General features: G+C 70.3%; 12 protein-coding genes and 1 pseudogene. 3 read left to right on the top strand and 10 right to left on the bottom strand.

The features are described from left to right. Positions 1 to 34: 34 nt before the first annotated feature. The 7 genes and pseudogenes from ACH492_RS33995 to ACH492_RS33965 form a co-directional block, all read right to left on the bottom strand. A pseudogene (locus ACH492_RS33995) lies at positions 35 to 103 on the bottom strand (zinc-ribbon domain-containing protein); the annotation flags it as partial. 175 nt (positions 104 to 278) lie between these two features. Continuing rightward, positions 279 to 1190 carry a glutaminase gene (locus ACH492_RS33990; protein ID WP_398992347.1) on the bottom strand — a complete coding sequence of 304 codons (912 nt, stop codon included), beginning with the start codon at positions 1188 to 1190 and terminating at the stop codon, positions 279 to 281. A gap of 11 nt (positions 1191 to 1201) precedes the next feature. Then, the gene (locus ACH492_RS33985; RefSeq protein WP_398992345.1) at positions 1202 to 1897 is read right to left on the bottom strand and encodes a demethylmenaquinone methyltransferase; all 696 of its coding nucleotides are present in this window, start codon (positions 1895 to 1897) and stop codon (positions 1202 to 1204) included. A 48-nt stretch (positions 1898 to 1945) separates the two neighbouring features. Then, positions 1946 to 2557: a hypothetical protein gene (locus tag ACH492_RS33980; protein WP_398992343.1), complete on the bottom strand. Its 612-nt coding sequence runs from the start codon at positions 2555 to 2557 to the stop codon at positions 1946 to 1948. Between the two features lie 49 nt (positions 2558 to 2606). After that, positions 2607 to 3281 carry a hypothetical protein gene (locus ACH492_RS33975; protein ID WP_398992341.1) on the bottom strand — a complete coding sequence of 225 codons (675 nt, stop codon included), beginning with the start codon at positions 3279 to 3281 and terminating at the stop codon, positions 2607 to 2609. A gap of 18 nt (positions 3282 to 3299) precedes the next feature. After that, positions 3300 to 4499 carry a cyclic dehypoxanthinyl futalosine synthase gene (gene mqnC, locus ACH492_RS33970; RefSeq protein ID WP_398992340.1) on the bottom strand — a complete coding sequence of 400 codons (1200 nt, stop codon included), beginning with the start codon at positions 4497 to 4499 and terminating at the stop codon, positions 3300 to 3302. Positions 4500 to 4621: 122 nt separating this feature from the next. Continuing rightward, entirely contained in the window at positions 4622 to 6259 is a 1638-nt protein-coding gene (locus tag ACH492_RS33965; RefSeq protein ID WP_398992338.1) for a serine/threonine-protein kinase, read from the bottom strand. A 205-nt stretch (positions 6260 to 6464) separates the two neighbouring features. Here ACH492_RS33965 and ACH492_RS33960 point away from each other — a divergent pair, with 205 nt between their 5' ends. Continuing rightward, positions 6465 to 7514, top strand: coding sequence for an alpha/beta hydrolase (locus ACH492_RS33960; protein ID WP_398992336.1), 1050 nt, complete (start codon positions 6465 to 6467; stop codon positions 7512 to 7514). 15 nt (positions 7515 to 7529) lie between these two features. On the opposite strand, the gene ACH492_RS33955 is transcribed toward ACH492_RS33960, so the two are convergent. Then, on the bottom strand, positions 7530 to 8414 hold the full coding sequence (locus ACH492_RS33955; RefSeq protein WP_307661773.1) for a menaquinone biosynthetic enzyme MqnA/MqnD family protein: 885 nt from the start codon (positions 8412 to 8414) through the stop codon (positions 7530 to 7532). A 342-nt stretch (positions 8415 to 8756) separates the two neighbouring features. Here ACH492_RS33955 and ACH492_RS33950 point away from each other — a divergent pair, with 342 nt between their 5' ends. Together ACH492_RS33950 and ACH492_RS33945 are read left to right on the top strand one after the other, a co-directional pair. Beyond that, positions 8757 to 8960 (top strand): cold-shock protein, encoded by a 204-nt coding sequence (locus tag ACH492_RS33950; RefSeq protein WP_017948713.1) that lies wholly within the window; start codon positions 8757 to 8759, stop codon positions 8958 to 8960. Between the two features lie 179 nt (positions 8961 to 9139). Further along, entirely contained in the window at positions 9140 to 9544 is a 405-nt protein-coding gene (locus ACH492_RS33945) for a DUF1992 domain-containing protein (RefSeq protein WP_398992333.1), read from the top strand. 12 nt (positions 9545 to 9556) lie between these two features. Here ACH492_RS33945 and ACH492_RS33940 read toward each other — a convergent pair whose 3' ends face one another. Together ACH492_RS33940 and ACH492_RS33935 are read right to left on the bottom strand one after the other, a co-directional pair. Beyond that, positions 9557 to 10864 carry a M1 family metallopeptidase gene (locus ACH492_RS33940; protein WP_398992331.1) on the bottom strand — a complete coding sequence of 436 codons (1308 nt, stop codon included), beginning with the start codon at positions 10862 to 10864 and terminating at the stop codon, positions 9557 to 9559. A gap of 55 nt (positions 10865 to 10919) precedes the next feature. Continuing rightward, on the bottom strand, positions 10920 to 14933 hold the full coding sequence (locus ACH492_RS33935; protein ID WP_398992329.1) for a Pls/PosA family non-ribosomal peptide synthetase: 4014 nt from the start codon (positions 14931 to 14933) through the stop codon (positions 10920 to 10922). Positions 14934 to 15359 lie beyond the last annotated feature (426 nt).

Genomic DNA, 15359 nt, shown 5'->3' with positions numbered 1-15359 from the left:
CGGGCGGGGCCGAAGCCTCCGGCAACCTCTCCCGTCCGCACTTCATGCAGAAGCGAGCCTCATCCGGAGATGGATTGCCGCAGTGCGGGCAGAACGACGCCATGGGGAGACTCCGAGGTGACAAGTGGGGACGGGCGGGGAGATGAGAACGTCGTAAACAACTGACTCATCTTCCCCGCCCGCCGGTTCCCGTCAACATCCGGCTGGGTTGGGCCAATTCACGCCACATTCAAGGCAGTTCGCGGCCGCTGACGGCTGTTCACGGCAGCAGTCTCGGGCTAGAACACCGAAAGCCCGGTCAGCGTCGTGAAGCGGTCCAACGCCGCCACCCCCGCCACCGAGTTGCCGCGCGCGTCCAGGCCCGGGCTCCAGACGCACAAGGTGCAGCGCCCCGGCACCACAGCGACGATCCCGCCGCCCACGCCGCTCTTGCCCGGCAGTCCGACCCGGTAGGCGAAGTCGCCGGCCGCGTCGTATGTACCGCAGGTGAGCATCACGGCGTTCATCTGCTTGGCCTCGCTGCGGGTCAGCAGGCGGGAGTCGTCGGCGCGCAGCCCGTGGCGGGCCAGGAAGCGGGCCGCCAGGGTCAGATCGGCGCAGCTCATCTCGATCGAGCACTGCCAGAAGTAGTGGTCGAGGAGAGTCGGTACGGGGTTGACGATATTGCCGTACGAGGCCATGAAGTGGGCCAGGGCGGCATTGCGGTCGCCGTACGCGGCCTCCGACTCGGCGACATCCGGGTCGAAGGCCAGGTGCGGGTTGCCGCTCTCCTGCCGCAGGAATTCCAGCAGTTCGCTGCTCGCGTCGCCGGTCAGGGTCTGCAGGATGTCGGTGACGACGAGCGCGCCCGCGTTGATGAAGGGATTGCGCGGAATCCCGTTCTCGTACTCCAGTTGCACCAGCGAGTTGAAGGGGTTGCCGGACGGCTCACGGCCGACGCGCTCCCAGAGGCCGGCGTCGCCGTGGGTCATGGCCAGCGCGAGGGAGAAGACCTTGGTGATCGACTGGGTGGAGAAGGGGCGCTGCCAGTCCCCCACTCCGTACACCTTGCCGTCCACGTCCGCGATGGCCATGCCGAAACGGCGCGGGTCGACGGCGGCGAGTGCCGGGATGTACTCGGCGGGCCTGCCGCTGCCGATCTGCGGTGCGATGTCTGCCGCGATCCGTTCCAGGACCGCCTGGTAGTCCATGACGGCGCGGGTTACTGCGGCTTGGTGCCGCGGTGCAGCGCCACGATCCCGCCGGACAGATTCCGCCACGCGACCTTGGACCAGCCTGCCTGCTGGAGCCGCTGCGCCAGCCCCGCCTGGTCGGGCCAGGCACGGATCGACTCGGCGAGATAGACGTACGCGTCCGGGTTCGACGAAACCGCCCGCGCCACCGGCGGCAGCGCCCGCATCAGATACTCGGTGTAGACCGTACGGAACGGCGCCCAGGTCGGCTGCGAGAACTCGCAGATCACGACCCGCCCGCCCGGCTTCGTCACCCGGTACAGCTCGCGCAGCGCCGCGTCCGTGTCCTGCACATTGCGCAGCCCGAACGAGATCGTCACGGCGTCGAAGACACCGTCGCGGAACGGCAGCTTCGTCGCGTTGCCCGCGGTGAGCGGCAGCCACGGGTTGCGCTTCTTGCCCTCGCGCAGCATGCCGAGGGAGAAGTCACAGGGGATTACGTATGCGCCGGTCGCGGTGAACGGAAGCGAGGACGTGCCCGTGCCCGCGGCCAGGTCCAGGACCTTCTGCGCCGGGCGGGCGTCCACCGCCTTCGCGACCTCCTTGCGCCACCGCCGGTCCTGACCGAGCGAGAGCACATCGTTGGTGAGGTCGTAGTTCGCCGCCACGTCGTCGAACATCGAGGCGACTTCGTGCGGCTGCTTGTCCAGAGTTGCTCGGGTCACGCACCCCATTCAAGCAGCACGTTGAAACATCACGCCGCCCGGCAGGGCTCACCGGAACCGGGGCCGGCTCCCGCCGTCTCTCTGCGACCTCCTGATGGCGTACGCGAAGAGCCCGAGGCCGGCCACGATGATCACGCCGAACAGGCCGAGCGCGGTCCACCAGGACATGCTCCCCTTCCGGTCCTGGGCCCCGTCCTCATCTCCGTCGCCCCAGCCGTTCTCCTTCTCGTACCGCTCCTCGGCCGTGCCGGAGGCGAGGACATCCACGAAGCGGGGCAGCGAGACGCGGAGCGGGTCGCCATACTCGCCGAGCAGCGTGGCCGTCTCCGCGTCCCGCTCGACTCCGTACTCCTGGGCGACCAGGTCGTCACCGTCCTCGTCCGCGACCACGTACACGCCGTCGCGCCGCAGCCGGTCGTACACGAAGGCGAGCAGGATCTCCGGGTCGCCTTCGTACGGGTCGGTGTGGTCGTGGCTGTTCGGCGTGACCACGACATAGATCGGCACCTTGGACGCACCGAGCCGCTCGCGGATCTTGCGCAGGGCGTCGGCGGCGATGTCGGCGCGGGTGGGCGGCGGGTCAGCCGCGACTGCCGCCGTGGCCGCCGCGTGGGCCGTGCCGGCCGCGGCGAGCACCACGACGGTGGCTGCTGACACCATCCGCACCATGTAAACCACAGGCCTCTCCCGTCACTTGGGCGGGGTTACCCTACGCGCGTCGGTACACCAGACGTCCACCGAGTACGGTCGCGACGCAGGTCCCCGCGCCGTGCAGCCGCAGCATCCGCGCCGGGACGTCGTCGGCCAGGACATCGTCGATCGGTACTTCGTCGACCGGTACGTCGAAGACCGCGAAGTCGGCGGGCCCGCCGACCGTGAGGCTCCGGTCGAGCAGGACGTTCAGCGGGTAGCCCTTGAACGGGTCGAGCGTGAGCGCCTCGCGCTCTGCACCACCCATCGGTTCGCGTACATACAGCCCCGACCGTGCCACCGCTGTCCGCACCGCGGGCCGGGTGAACGGGCCGCAGACCGCGGTCACCCCGTGCCGCAGCAACCGCTGCAACCCGCGCCGCGCGCTCGCGCCCCAGCGAGCCTCGTCCATCTCCAGCGCCGCCAGCGCCTCGCCGGTCAGCGGCTCGGTGCCGAGCCGGCCGGCCTCGCGCGGATCGGGGTGGTAGGCCGCCTCGAGCAGCGCGGCGGCCTGCGGGTGCCGCAGCCCGGGGGTCAGCAGCCCGGGCCAGCGCCGCACCCGCGCCTGCGGGCGGGCGGCAGCCATCTCCTCGTACGTGCCCATCGCGATGATCAAACCGGCGTCCACGGCAACCGCGTGGACCCCCCGGCGGCCGCCCGCAAAGACGTCGTCCGCCACATGGATGGTCTGCAACTCGGCCTCGTACCGCTCTTAGTTGGAGGCGAGCAGCTTCAGCTCGGGGTGGGCCGTACCACCCTCGATCGCCGTGGACGAGATGTGCGAGGCGACGCGCTCGTCGACCGGGTCGTCCGCCGGATCGTCGTGCACGACGATGTGTTCGTACGTCGTCGTCCGCTGCGCGGGCACCCGGCCCGACTTACGGATCAGGTCGATGATCTCCAGCCGGTTCGACCGGTGCTTCGCGCCCGCCGAGGAGACGACGTTCTCCTCGAGCATGATCGAACCCAGGTCGTCCGCGCCGTAGTGCAGCGACAGCTGGCCGACCTCCTTGCCCGTGGTCAGCCACGAGCCCTGGATGTGGGCGACGTTGTCGAGGAAGAGGCGCGCGATCGCGATCATGCGCAAGTACTCGAAGAGCGTCGCCTGCGTACGGCCCTTGAGGTGGTTGTTCTCGGGCTGGTAGGTGTACGGGATGAAGGCCCGGAAGCCGCCCGTCCGGTCCTGCACGTCGCGGATCATCCGCAGGTGCTCGATCCGTTCGGCGTTGGTCTCGCCGGTGCCCATCAGCATGGTCGACGTCGACTCGACGCCCAGCCGGTGCGCGGCCTCCATGATCTCCAGCCACCGCTCGCCGGACTCCTTGAGCGGCGCGATCGCCTTGCGCGGCCGCTCGGGCAGCAGCTCGGCGCCGGCGCCCGCGAAGGAGTCGAGGCCGGCGGCGTGGATCCGGGAGATCGCCTCCTCGACCGACACCTTGGAGATACGGGCCATGTGCTCGACCTCGGAGGCACCGAGGGAGTGGATCACGAGCTCCGGGTACGCCGTCTTGATCGCCGAGAAGTGCTTCTCGTAGTACTCGACGCCGTAGTCCGGGTGGTGCCCGCCCTGGAACATGATCTGGGTGCCGCCCAGCTCGACCGTCTCGGCGCAGCGCCGCAGGATGTCGTCGAGGTCGCGCGTCCAGCCCTTGCCGGTGTCCTTCGGCGGAGCGTAGAAGGCACAGAACTTGCAGGCGGTGACACACACGTTGGTGTAGTTGATGTTGCGCTCGATGATGTACGTCGCGATGTGCTCCGTACCCGCGTAACGCCGCCGCCGTACGGCGTCCGCCACCGCGCCCAGCGCGTGCAACGGCGCGGAACGGTACAGCTCGAGCGCCTCCTCCGGGGTGATCCGCCCACCCTCGGCAGCACGGTCCAGCGCGGACTGAAGGTCGGCCTTCTCGGTCACCGGGTGTCACCTTTCGGCGGTGGTTCAGAGCATCTGCGGGCCGATCCAGCCTACGCCAGGGGTTGTGGCAACCTGCGGGCACGGTCGGCACGGCGCCGGTGCGTTGCCCGCCACGGTGACGATCACCTCGACTTTTCCAGCAGGGCACGCGGGTTGCCCGCCCGTGGGTCCTGGGAGGTGTACTCCAGGCGGCCCTCGGTGAGCCGCAGCTTCACCGTGTGCCTGCCCGCCGTGCAGGTGTTGCCTTCCTTGCCGCTGGACTTGCCCTCGGCGACCAGCTCCGTCCTGCTCGCGCTGCGCAGTACGAGGTTGTCCTCGCAGGCGAAGCTCCCCAGGGCGTCGAACTGGTTGACCGTGCCGACCTTCGCGCCCGTCTTTCCGGAGCCGATGACGATCGTGAAGGTCCCCGCATTGATCTTGCTTCCGGCGAACTCGACCTGGAAGGGGCCCTTCCAGGTGCCGATGAAGCTGTCCGACACGGACGGGCTCTTGGTCTTCGCCGGCTCAGCCGCCGAACTGTCGCTGTTGTCGTTCCCGCCCGAGAACAGATCGGACAGCACCGCCCCGCCCACCGTCACCGCCGCCAGCGCACCCGCCACCGCCAGGGCCACCGTGCAGCTCACCTTCCGGCCCCGGCGCTCGCCCGGCTCACCGGACCCGGTCGGTACGGAGTCGGCCGTCATCGAGACGGAGAGCCGCCCGCTGGAGCTGTGTTGGCCCGGCAGCGACGAGTCCCTGGGCGTCTCCACCGGCGGCCCGAACGCCCCGACCGCGGCGCTGCTGAACGCCACCGGCCCCGACGCAACGGGGTCCGACGCAACCGGCCCCGAACCCACCGGCCCCGAACCCACCGGCTCCGCCTGCGACGGCTCCAGATCCAGCAGTCTGACCGCCGACCGGCTGACCTGCTCGACCAGCGGGCCCGGCAGCCATCCCGCCCCGACCAGCGCGGCCGCCCCACCCGGGGCCAGCCGGTTCGCGATGTCGGCGGGCGCGGGCCGCGCGGCCGGGTCCTTGGCGAGGCAGTCTGCGACCAGCTCGCGCAAGTCGCCCTCCAGGGAACCCAGTTCGGGCTCCCCGTGCACCACCTTGTAGAGCAGCGCGGCCGAGGAGTCGCCCGGGAAGGGCGCCGCGCCCACCGCCGCGTACGCCAGCACCGCGCCCAGCGAGAAGACATCGGCCGCGCCCGTGACGCCCTTGCCGAGAATCTGCTCCGGCGACATATAGCCGGGCGAGCCGACCGAGACCCCGGTGGAGGTGAGCGAGGCGGTGCCGTCGGTGGCCCGGGCGATCCCGAAGTCGATCAGCCGCGGCCCGTCCAGGGTCATCAGCACATTGGACGGCTTCACATCCCGGTGCACCAGTTCAAGAGCGTGCACGGCCGCCAGCGCCTCCGCGAGGCCGGCGCCCAGCACCCGTACCGAGTGCGTGGGCAGCGGACCGTGGTCGGCGACCGCCTGGGACAGGGCAGGACCGGCCACGTACCCGGTCGCCACCCAGGGCACCGGCGCCTCCGGGTCGGCGTCCAGCACCGGCGCCGTCCACTGCCCGCCGACCCGCCGCGCCGCCTCCACCTCGCGCCGGAACCGCGCCCGGAACTCCTCGTCGAGCGCGAAATGCGGATGGACCACCTTCACCGCGACCGTACGGCCGCCGGCGCTGCGCCCGAGATAGACGCGGCCCATCCCGCCCGCCCCCAGCCTGCCGAGCAGCCGGTACGCCCCGATGCTCTGCGGCTCGCCCGGATCCAGCGGCTGCATCTGCACTCCCCCGATTGCCTGTTGCCCTGCGCTGCCTCGCGTCGCGTCGCGCCTACTGCGCTTCAGCCTAGGCCCGGCGTGTTCGGCATCACGAGGATTCCCGCCGCCACGGAGCGAACCGAACCGGGCGTTCCGTCATCTCTCTGGTCGTAAATCACACGGCTTGTCCGAAAACCGCCTGTGCCAGAACCCTCGGAGTTCCCCAATGAAACGCCTGCCCAAGGCCCTCATAGCCGCCGTCGCCCTCGGCTCTGTCGCGCTCGTCGCCGGCTGCTCGGACGAGGGTGACCCGGTCTCCTTCGACGGGCCCACCGCGAAGGCCCCCGCCGCCGAGCAGTCGGGCGGCGGCTCCGGCGGCAGCGCCGACAAGGCGGCCGCGGAAGCCGCGGCGAAGACACTGATGCCGACCGGCCCGAAGGCCGAGTTCACCACCCAGAACACTCTCGACGACGGCACCAAGATCGGCGTCACCACGCTGGACGGCAAGAAGTCCGGCTTCCAGGGCAAGGTGTGGGTCTGGGCCCCGAAGGAGTACTTCGACCCCAAGTACGCGAACAGCGGTTTCCCCGTGCTGATCGCCCTCCCCGGCGGCAACGGCTACCCCAAGAACTACTGGATGGGCACCGACCTCAAACTGCAGAGCAGCATCAGCAAGTGGTCGCAGGAGGGCAAGAGCCTGCCGTTCATCGTGGTCATGCCGGTGCTGAACCCGGACGCCAAGTACTACTACGACGGCAGCGACATACCGGGCCGGCCGAAGATGGGCACCTGGATGACCGAGGACGTCCCCGACTTCGTAAAAGCCAACTTCCGTACGTTCAAGTCCCGGGACGGCTGGGCCTTCATGGGCTCATCCTCCGGTGCGTTCGTCGGCCTGAAGTCCGTGCTGCAGCACTCGGACAAGTTCAAGGCCGTGATCGCCTCCGGTCCCGACACCGTCCCGGACTCACCACTGTGGGCGGGCCACGAGGCGCAGCGGCAGGCCAACAACCCGGAGAAGCTCGCCAAGGCCCTGTCCGCCAAGCCCGACACCAAGGACAACGACGTCTATCTGGCCTTCCAGATCGGCACCAAGGAGTCCGGCGTGAACAAGCTCAAGGACTTCATCCGCGACTACGGCAAGGGCCCGGTCAAGACCCGCCTCCAGGTCATCCAGGACGGCGAGCACAACGCCAAGACCTATGTGAAGGGCATGGAGGACGGAACCATCCAGTGGATCAGCGAGCACATGCAGGCTCCCATCCCCGAGTCCTGACCCCGACCCGCCTCGTCACAACTGCCGGCCGCCGAGCAGCTCCACCGTCACATCAGCCGGGAAGCCGGTCGTCGGCCCGGTCCGGCGCGCGAATTCCCGTACGCCCGCGAGCTGCTCGGCCCCGAAACGGAAGTCCAGAGTCGTGAAGTAGCGCTCAAGGAGTTCCGCGTCGAAGGTCTCCCAGCGCGCCGCCTGCTCGGCCACCTTGGTGACCTCCTCCAGGGAGACATCCCGCGAGGCGAGGAAGGCCTCGTGCACCTTCTGTACGACGACGGGCTCGCGCGCCAGATAGTCCTTGCGCGCCGCCCACACCGCGAAGACGAACGGCAGCCCGGTCCACTCCTTCCACATCAGCCCCAGGTCGTGGACCTGGAGGCCGAGCTTCGGCGCGTCGTGCAGCGAGGCCCGCAGCGCGGCGTCGCCGATCAGTACGGCCGCGTCCGCCTCCTGCATCATCAGGCCGAGGTCGGGCGGGCACGTGTAGTAGTCGGGCGTCACCTTGTACTGCTCGGCCAGCAGCAGCTGGGCCAGCCGTACCGACGTACGCGACGTGGAGCCGAGCGCCACCCGCGCCCCGTCGAGCTGCTCCAGCGGCACCTGGGACACGATCACGCAGGACATGACCGGCCCGTCACAGCCGACCGCGAGGTCGGGGAAGGCGACGAGCTGATCGGCATTGCGCAGGAATTCGACGAGGGTGATCGGCGCGATGTCGAGGGCGCCGCGCACCAGCTGCTCGCTGAGCTTCTCCGGGGTGTCCTTCGTCAGCTCGAGATCGAGGAGAGTTCCGGTACGCGCCAGACCCCAGTACAGGGGCAGACAGTTCAGGAACTGGATGTGACCGACGCGGGGCCGGCTGCGACGGTGGTCGGTTGCTGTGCCTTCTCCAAGACTGTCCACATCGCGAGGCTAGACCTGTGACCTACGGGCGGGGGCGCCGGGGCCGTACTCACGCCCGTACAAGCACCCGTACACGCGCCCGTACACACACCCGTCCCGAGCTGCGATTCGTCCGCGATTCGCGGGCCAATCGTCAGCGGATCAAGGCCCCGTCAAACGTCCGGGTGAGGTGATCTTTCCCTCTACCGCTGCGCACACGCTGCGTGCTAGGCTCAACGCAAGTTGCAGTTTGGTTTCCCTTGCAGTACAGAGCCTGCGGAGCATGTAACCCGCAGGCTTTTGTAGTTTTCAGACTTCTTGCAGGTTCTGGAGCAGGGCAACCCTTTGGCCCAAGGAGGGCTTATGGCTACCGGAACCGTCAAGTGGTTCAACGCTGAAAAGGGCTTCGGCTTCATCGCCCAGGACGGCGGCGGCCCGGATGTCTTCGTCCACTACTCCGCGATCAACGCGACCGGCTTCCGCTCCCTCGAGGAGAACCAGGTCGTGAACTTCGACGTCACCCAGGGCCCGAAGGGCCCGCAGGCGGAGAACGTCACCCCGGCCTAGTCAGCCACGGGTCGGCGATCGCGAACGACTTAGCAGTACCAAGGAGCCCCGTTCTTTATGGATCGGGGCTCCTGCCTTTCCGGCTTTTTGGCCTTTCTCCCCCACCATCACCACGTGCGACACATGCCACGATTGGGGACAGAGGTGTGAAAGCAGCGGGTCGAGCGGGAGGACGAGTCGTGACCGAACGCAAGCCGCCGGGCGTCAGCTTCGAGTCGTGGGTCGACAAGCAGATCCGCGAGGCGTCCGAGCGTGGGGACTTCAAGGACCTGCCGGGGTTCGGGAAGCCGCTGCCCGACGTTGATCGCACATACGACGACCTGTGGTGGGTCAAGCAGAAGATGCACCGCGAGCACCTCTCCTGCCTGCCGCCCACGCTCGCCCTCCGCAAGGAGGCAGAGGACGCCCTGGAGGCCGCCCGGCGGGCGCCGTCCGCGGCCGAAGTACGGCGAATCCTGGCCGAGGTCAACGAGAAGATCGCCGCGGCGGTCCGCCGCCCTCCGCCCGGTCCCCCGCTGGGGCTCCAGCCCTTCGACGTGGACGCTGTCGTACGCGACTGGCGCTCCGGCCGGCCCGCAGGCTGAGAGTCCCCGACGTCAGTGGCGCGGTTGCGGCAGAGTCGGCAGTTTCGCGTCGTACAGCCACATCGTGAACAGGCCGTCGAGCGGGTGCGAGGAGTGCCGCTGCGCGAGCGCGATGAACTCCTCCGTGGTCACCACCCCGTGCCGGTGGCTCGCGGTCCACTCCCGCAGCAGCCTCACGAACGCCGCGTGCCCGAGCACCGTACGCAGCGCGTGCAGCGTGAGCCCGCCCCGCTCGTAGAGCCGGTCGTCGAACAGCCGCCGCAGCCCCGGGTCGCCGATGCGGATGTCCTGGCGCATCAGTGCCAGCTTTGCCCGGGACTTGGCGGCCAGCGTGGCAGCCGAGGGGCCGCCGGACACCTCGGACCAGAGCCACTCTGCGTACTTCGCGAAGCCCTCGTTGAGCCATATGTGCCGCCAGTCCGCGACGGTCAGGCTGTTGCCGAACCACTGGTGGGCCAGCTCGTGCGCGACCAGGCGTTCGCTGCCGCGCCGCCCGTCCACATGATTGGCACCGAAGATCGAAAGACTCTGTGCCTCTACAGGCACGTCCAGTTCCTCGTCCACCACCACGACCGCGTAGTCGTCGAAGGGGTAGGGGCCGAAGAGGTCCGTGAAGGCGGTCATCATCTGCGGCTGCCGGGCGAAGTCGTGCTCGAAACGGCTGAGCAGCCGCCGGGGCACGGCGGCCGGCTGCGGCACCTGCCCGGCGTGCTTCACCTCGATGAGCTCGTACGGGCCGATCTGGACGGTCGCGAGATAGCTGGCCATGGGCGCCGGGTGCTCGTACACCCAGGTGGTGGTGGAGGCGCTGATCGTACGAGAGGTGAGGGTGCCGTTGGCGACCACCGTGTACGGGGACGGCGTGGTCACCGCGATCCGGTAGGCGGCCTTGTCGCTGGGGCGGTCGTTGCAGGGGAACCAGGAGCGGGCACCGCTCGGCTGGGAGGCCACCAGCGCGCCCTCCTCCAGCTGTTCCCAGCCGAGGTCGCCCCAGTCGCGGGTGCGGACGGGCCGCGGGACGCCGGTGTAACGCACCTCGACGGTGAAGGCGGCCCCGGCGCGCAACGGCCGGGCAGGCCGTACTCGCAGCTTGTCGGCGCGGTGCGTGTACCGGGCCGGGCGGGCGTCGTCCACGAGTACGCGGTTGATACGGAACGGGCCGAGGTCCAGGGCGACCTCGGCCAGCTCGCGTTCGGCGACGGCGCTGATCCTGGCCCGGCCGGAGAGCCGGCCGGCGTACGGACGGTAGTCCAGCTCCAGGTCGTACTCCGTCGTCCGGTAGCCGCTGTCACCGTGCTGCGGCAGGTACGAATCCGTCACCCTTGTACGACCTCTGTGTCTTTCTCATCGTGCGATTTCGGTGCCGCGGTCTTTCTCATCGTGCATCCGTGCCCCGGTCATCGCCTTGCCAGGCCGCGATCGGGTTCCCCAGCCAGCGGGTCCCCGCCGGCACCCTCTCCCCTCGCATCACCAGCGACGCCGGGCCGACCGTCGCCCGCTCGCCGATGACCGCGCCGGGCAGCGCGATGCCGTGCGGGCCCAGCGTCGCGCCCGCTTCGAGGACGACATTGTCCATACGCATGATCCGGTCATGGAAGAGGTGCGTCTGCACAACACACCCGCGATTGACGTTCGCCCCGCCGCCGACCGTCACAAGGTCGGCCTCCGGCAGCCAGTACGTCTCGCACCACGCCCCGCGGCCGATGCGGGCGCCGAGCCCGCGCAGCCACAGGTTCATCAGCGGGGTCCCGCTGGTGGCGCCGACCAGCCACGGCACGGCGAGCACCTCCACAAAGGTGTCGGCGAGCTCGTTGCGCCACACGAAGGACGACCACAGCGGGTGCTCAACGGCCCGGAAACGGCCGACCAGCAGCCACTTCGCCGCGATCGCGACGACGCAGGCCACCAATCCCGCGGCGAGCAGCACCCCGCCGCCGCACAGCACCGCGAGGCCGACGCCGATGCGGGCGGCAAGCAGCTCGAAGGCCGCGAGGGCCAGTACGGCGAGTGCCGCTCCGCACATGACCGGCACGATCCGGCAGACCTCGACGGCCGCCCGGGCCCACATCAGCCGCTTCGGCGGGTGGAAGGTACGGCTCTGGTCGCCCTCTTCGGCCGACCGGGGCAGCTTCATCGGGGGCATCCCGAGCCAGGAGCTGCCCGCCTTCGCCCGCTTCGGGGTGGCGGACAGTACGCCGACCAGGCCGCGTTTGGGTACGGAACGGCCCGCGGCCGTCATCCCGGAGTTGCCGAGGAAGGCCCGCTTGCCTATCCGCGCCTCGGCGATCCGCAGCCAGCCGCCGCCGAGTTCGTACGAGGCGACCATCGTGTCGTCGGCGAGGAACGCCCCGTCGCCGACCGTCGTCATCGCGGGCAGCGCCAGCACGGTCGACGCCTCGACCCGGCGGCCCACTTTCATGCCCAGGGCCCGTAGCCACACGGGCGTGAACAGGCTCGCGTACAGCGGGAAGAGATGGACCCGCGCCATGTCCATCAGCCGCTCGGTCGCCCACGCCTGCCAGGCGACCCGGCCGTGGACGGGGTGGTAGCCCTCTCGCAGGCCGATGCTGAGCAGCCGTACGCCGACCAGGACGATCAGCGCGTACGTGACCACGGCGACGACCGTCGCGAGCGGCACGGCGGTCAGGGCGGCCGTCAGCGCTTCACCGATGCCCGTGCGGCCGCGCAGGAACAGGCCGATCACCAGCAGGCCCGGCAGCGCCGCGAGCGCGGGCAGCAGCCCGAGCGCCAGCGAGGTGAGCGAGTAGACCGTGGTCCAACGCCGCCTGCGCGGCGGGCGGCCGTCGGGGAGACGGCGGTTGGCCTTCCCCTTGCGGGAGGCGGGCACGCCCGCCCAGCGCTCGCCGGCCGGGACCGTTGCGGTCACACCGGAGCCCGGCGCGATCTCGGCACGCTTGCCGACACGAGCGCCGGGGAAGAGCGTGCTGCGTGCGCCGACAGTGGCTCCGGCGCCGATCCGTACGGTGCCGATGTGCAGCCGGTCGCCGTCGAGCCAGTGCCCGGACAGATCCACCTCGGGCTCGACCGCGCAGCCCTTGCCGAGGCGCAGCATCCCGCTCACCGGCGGCAGCGCGTGCAGATCGACGTCGTCGCCGATACGGACGCCGAGCGCCCGTGCGTAGTACGTGAGCCATACGCCGGCGAGGCTGGTGGCGCCGCTGAGTTCGGCGAGGCGTTCGGCCGTCCACAGCCGCAGATGGACGCCGCCGCCGCGCGGATACGTACCGGGGCGCAGGCCGCGCAGCAGCAACCGCGCACCACCCGCCGCGATCACGATCCGCCCGGGCGGGCTGACGATGAGCAGCCAGCCGAGGCCCACCCACCACCACGCCACGGTGGGCGCCCACGGCAGGCCGAGCACGTTCCCCAGGAGATTGCTGACCGCGACCGCCACCACGCCCCAGCGCAGCCCGACAACGCCGAGCAGCGGCAGCATGAGAAGCGTCTGCGCGAATCCGGTACGGCGCGGCACCGGCCGCACCTCCCCGGCCTCGGGTCCGCCGGTGGAGGACGCGTCCAGCGTCCGGGCGAGCGCGCCGAGCGTCGGGTTCTGGTAGATGTCGCCGACCGACCCGGCCGCGTACCGCTCCCGGATGCGTGACACGAGCTGCGCGGCGGCCAGACTGCCGCCGCCGTTCACGAAGAAGTCCGCGTCGGGGCCGGTGACCGGGGTGCCGAGGAGTTCGGCCCACTGCTCGGCCAGCCAGGCTTCGGTGACGGTGAGTTCGGCATCCTCAGCCGGTGTGTCCACGTTCGGCAAGGGCCAGGGCAGCGCGGCCCGGTCCACCTTGCCGGAGGTACGGGTGGGGAGGGTGTCGACGACGGCGAGCAGCGGCACGAGGGCTGCGGGCAGCTCCTTGCGCAGCCGTCTCACGCTGTCGGCCTGGTCGAAGCCGTCGCTCTCGACGCCGTCAGTCCCGGCACCAGCACTCCCGACGCCTTCGCTCCCGACGCCGTCCCTTCCGGCGCCTTCGCTCTCGACGCCGTCCCTTCCGGCGGCGTCGCTCTCTACGACATAGCCGACCAGCAGCTGATGTCCGGCTGCGGTGGTACGAACCGCGGCTGCCGCTCCCGCCACGCCCGGCAGGGCTTGCAGCGCCGCGTCGATCTCGCCGAGTTCGATACGGCGGCCGCCGAGCTTGATCTGCTCGTCGGCGCGGCCGACGAAGAGCAGGCCGTCCGCCTCCGCCCTCACCAGGTCGCCGCTGCGGTAGGCGCGGCTCCAGCCGAGGGCGGGCAGGGGTGCGTACTTCTCTGCGTCCTTCTCCGCGTCCAGGTAACGGGCCAGGCCGACGCCGCCGATGACGAGCTCACCGGTCTCGCCCATGGACACGAGGTCGCCCTGGGCGTCCACGACGGCGAGCTCCCAGCCGTCGAGCGGCAACCCGATCCGTACCGGCCCTTCGCCGGTCAGGAGCGCGCCGCAGGCGACGACGGTGGCCTCGGTCGGGCCGTAGGTGTTCCAGACCTCACGCCCCGTGACGGCCATGCGCTCGGCCAGCTCGGGCGGGCAGGCCTCGCCGCCGAAGATCAGCAGCCGTACGTCGTCGAGTGCCTCGGCCGGCCACAGCGCGGCGAGGGTGGGGACCGTCGAGACGACGGTGATGCGCTGCTCGACCAGCCAGGGGCCGAGGTCGAGGCCGGTACGTACGAGGGAGCGGGGCGCGGGGACCAGGCAGGCGCCGTGCCGCCAGGCGAGCCACATCTCCTCGCAGGAGGCGTCGAAGGCGACGGACAGCCCGGCGAGAACGCGGTCGCCGGGGGCGAGGGGCTTCTCCGCCAGGAAAAGGCGGGCCTCGGCGTCGACGAATGCGGCGGCGCTGCGGTGGGTGACCGCGACGCCCTTGGGCTTGCCGGTGGAACCGGAGGTGAAGATGATCCACGCGTCGTCGTCCGGCCTTGGGCGCTTGCCCGTGTCACCGGCGGGGGCACCGCACGGCACGATCGTCCGCCCGGCGCCGATGACCGCGCTCACCGCGGCCTCGGTGAAAACCAGCTCGGCGCGCTCGTCGGGGTCCTCGGCGTCGACCGGGACGTAGGCGGCGCCCGCCGCGAGTACGGCGAGAATCGACACGTACAGGTCGGCGGTCCCGGACGGCACGCGTACGCCGACGCGGTCGCCGACACCGATCCCGGCGGCGGCCAGACGCAGCCGCATCGTCTCGACCTCGGCGAGCAGTTCGCGGTACGTGAGGGGCACGGTGCCGTCGTCGACGGCTGATGCATTCGGGTGACGGCGGGTGGTCTCGGCGAGGATGTCGAGGAGGGTGCGCTCGGGGGCTGCGGCTCCCGCGGTGAAGAGCGCGGGCGCGGGCGCCTGGTCGAGCAGCGGGTCGAGCAGCGTCAGGGACTCGGCGGCCACGGTCATACAGCGTCCCGCAGGTTGCCCGGCAGAGGTTGGTTCCTGTGGATGACGGCCCGATTCGTACGCATCTCTCACTCTCCGTAGGTCGTGTCGAGTGCGCTGCGAATCCCCATTCCGCGCACGGCAATCGGCGAGTTTATCCAGCGTTAACCCGACTCGCCTGTTGTGCGCGGCACAGGCCATTCGTTCCCGTCGGCCCGCCCGGACCGCGATCGAACGCCATCACCCCTGCTCGGAAGGGTGGATGGACCCACTCTCCGTACAACGTCCCGGCCCGGCGCCGACCGCCCGAATGTGGCGAAGGGCACTCGCCGGTCACCCTGCGTTCATGCGGGGCGGCCGTCCGACGCGTCCTACTCGACCGGCAACCGCAAGTGGCGTTCGGGCGGCGTGTTCAGGCGTACTCACACCCAGGTATGGCTGAGTAAC

Source organism: Streptomyces sp. NPDC019443, assembly GCF_044389785.1.
Lineage (GTDB): Bacteria > Actinomycetota > Actinomycetes > Streptomycetales > Streptomycetaceae > Streptomyces.
Note: the sequence above shows the minus strand (reverse complement) of the source record. Positions and strands in the feature narration are given on the sequence as shown.

Excerpts from the sequence above, each read along its gene's own strand:
- ACH492_RS33990 (WP_398992347.1), bottom strand. The coding sequence starts at position 1,190 with ATGGACTACCAGGCGGTCCTGGAACGGATCGCGGCAGACATCGCACCG.
- ACH492_RS33980 (WP_398992343.1), bottom strand. The coding sequence starts at position 2,557 with ATGGTGTCAGCAGCCACCGTCGTGGTGCTCGCCGCGGCCGGCACGGCC.
- ACH492_RS33965 (WP_398992338.1), bottom strand. The coding sequence starts at position 6,259 with ATGCAGCCGCTGGATCCGGGCGAGCCGCAGAGCATCGGGGCGTACCGG.
- ACH492_RS33960 (WP_398992336.1), top strand. The coding sequence starts at position 6,465 with ATGAAACGCCTGCCCAAGGCCCTCATAGCCGCCGTCGCCCTCGGCTCT.
- ACH492_RS33950 (WP_017948713.1), top strand. The coding sequence starts at position 8,757 with ATGGCTACCGGAACCGTCAAGTGGTTCAACGCTGAAAAGGGCTTCGGC.
- ACH492_RS33935 (WP_398992329.1), bottom strand. The coding sequence starts at position 14,933 with ATGACCGTGGCCGCCGAGTCCCTGACGCTGCTCGACCCGCTGCTCGAC.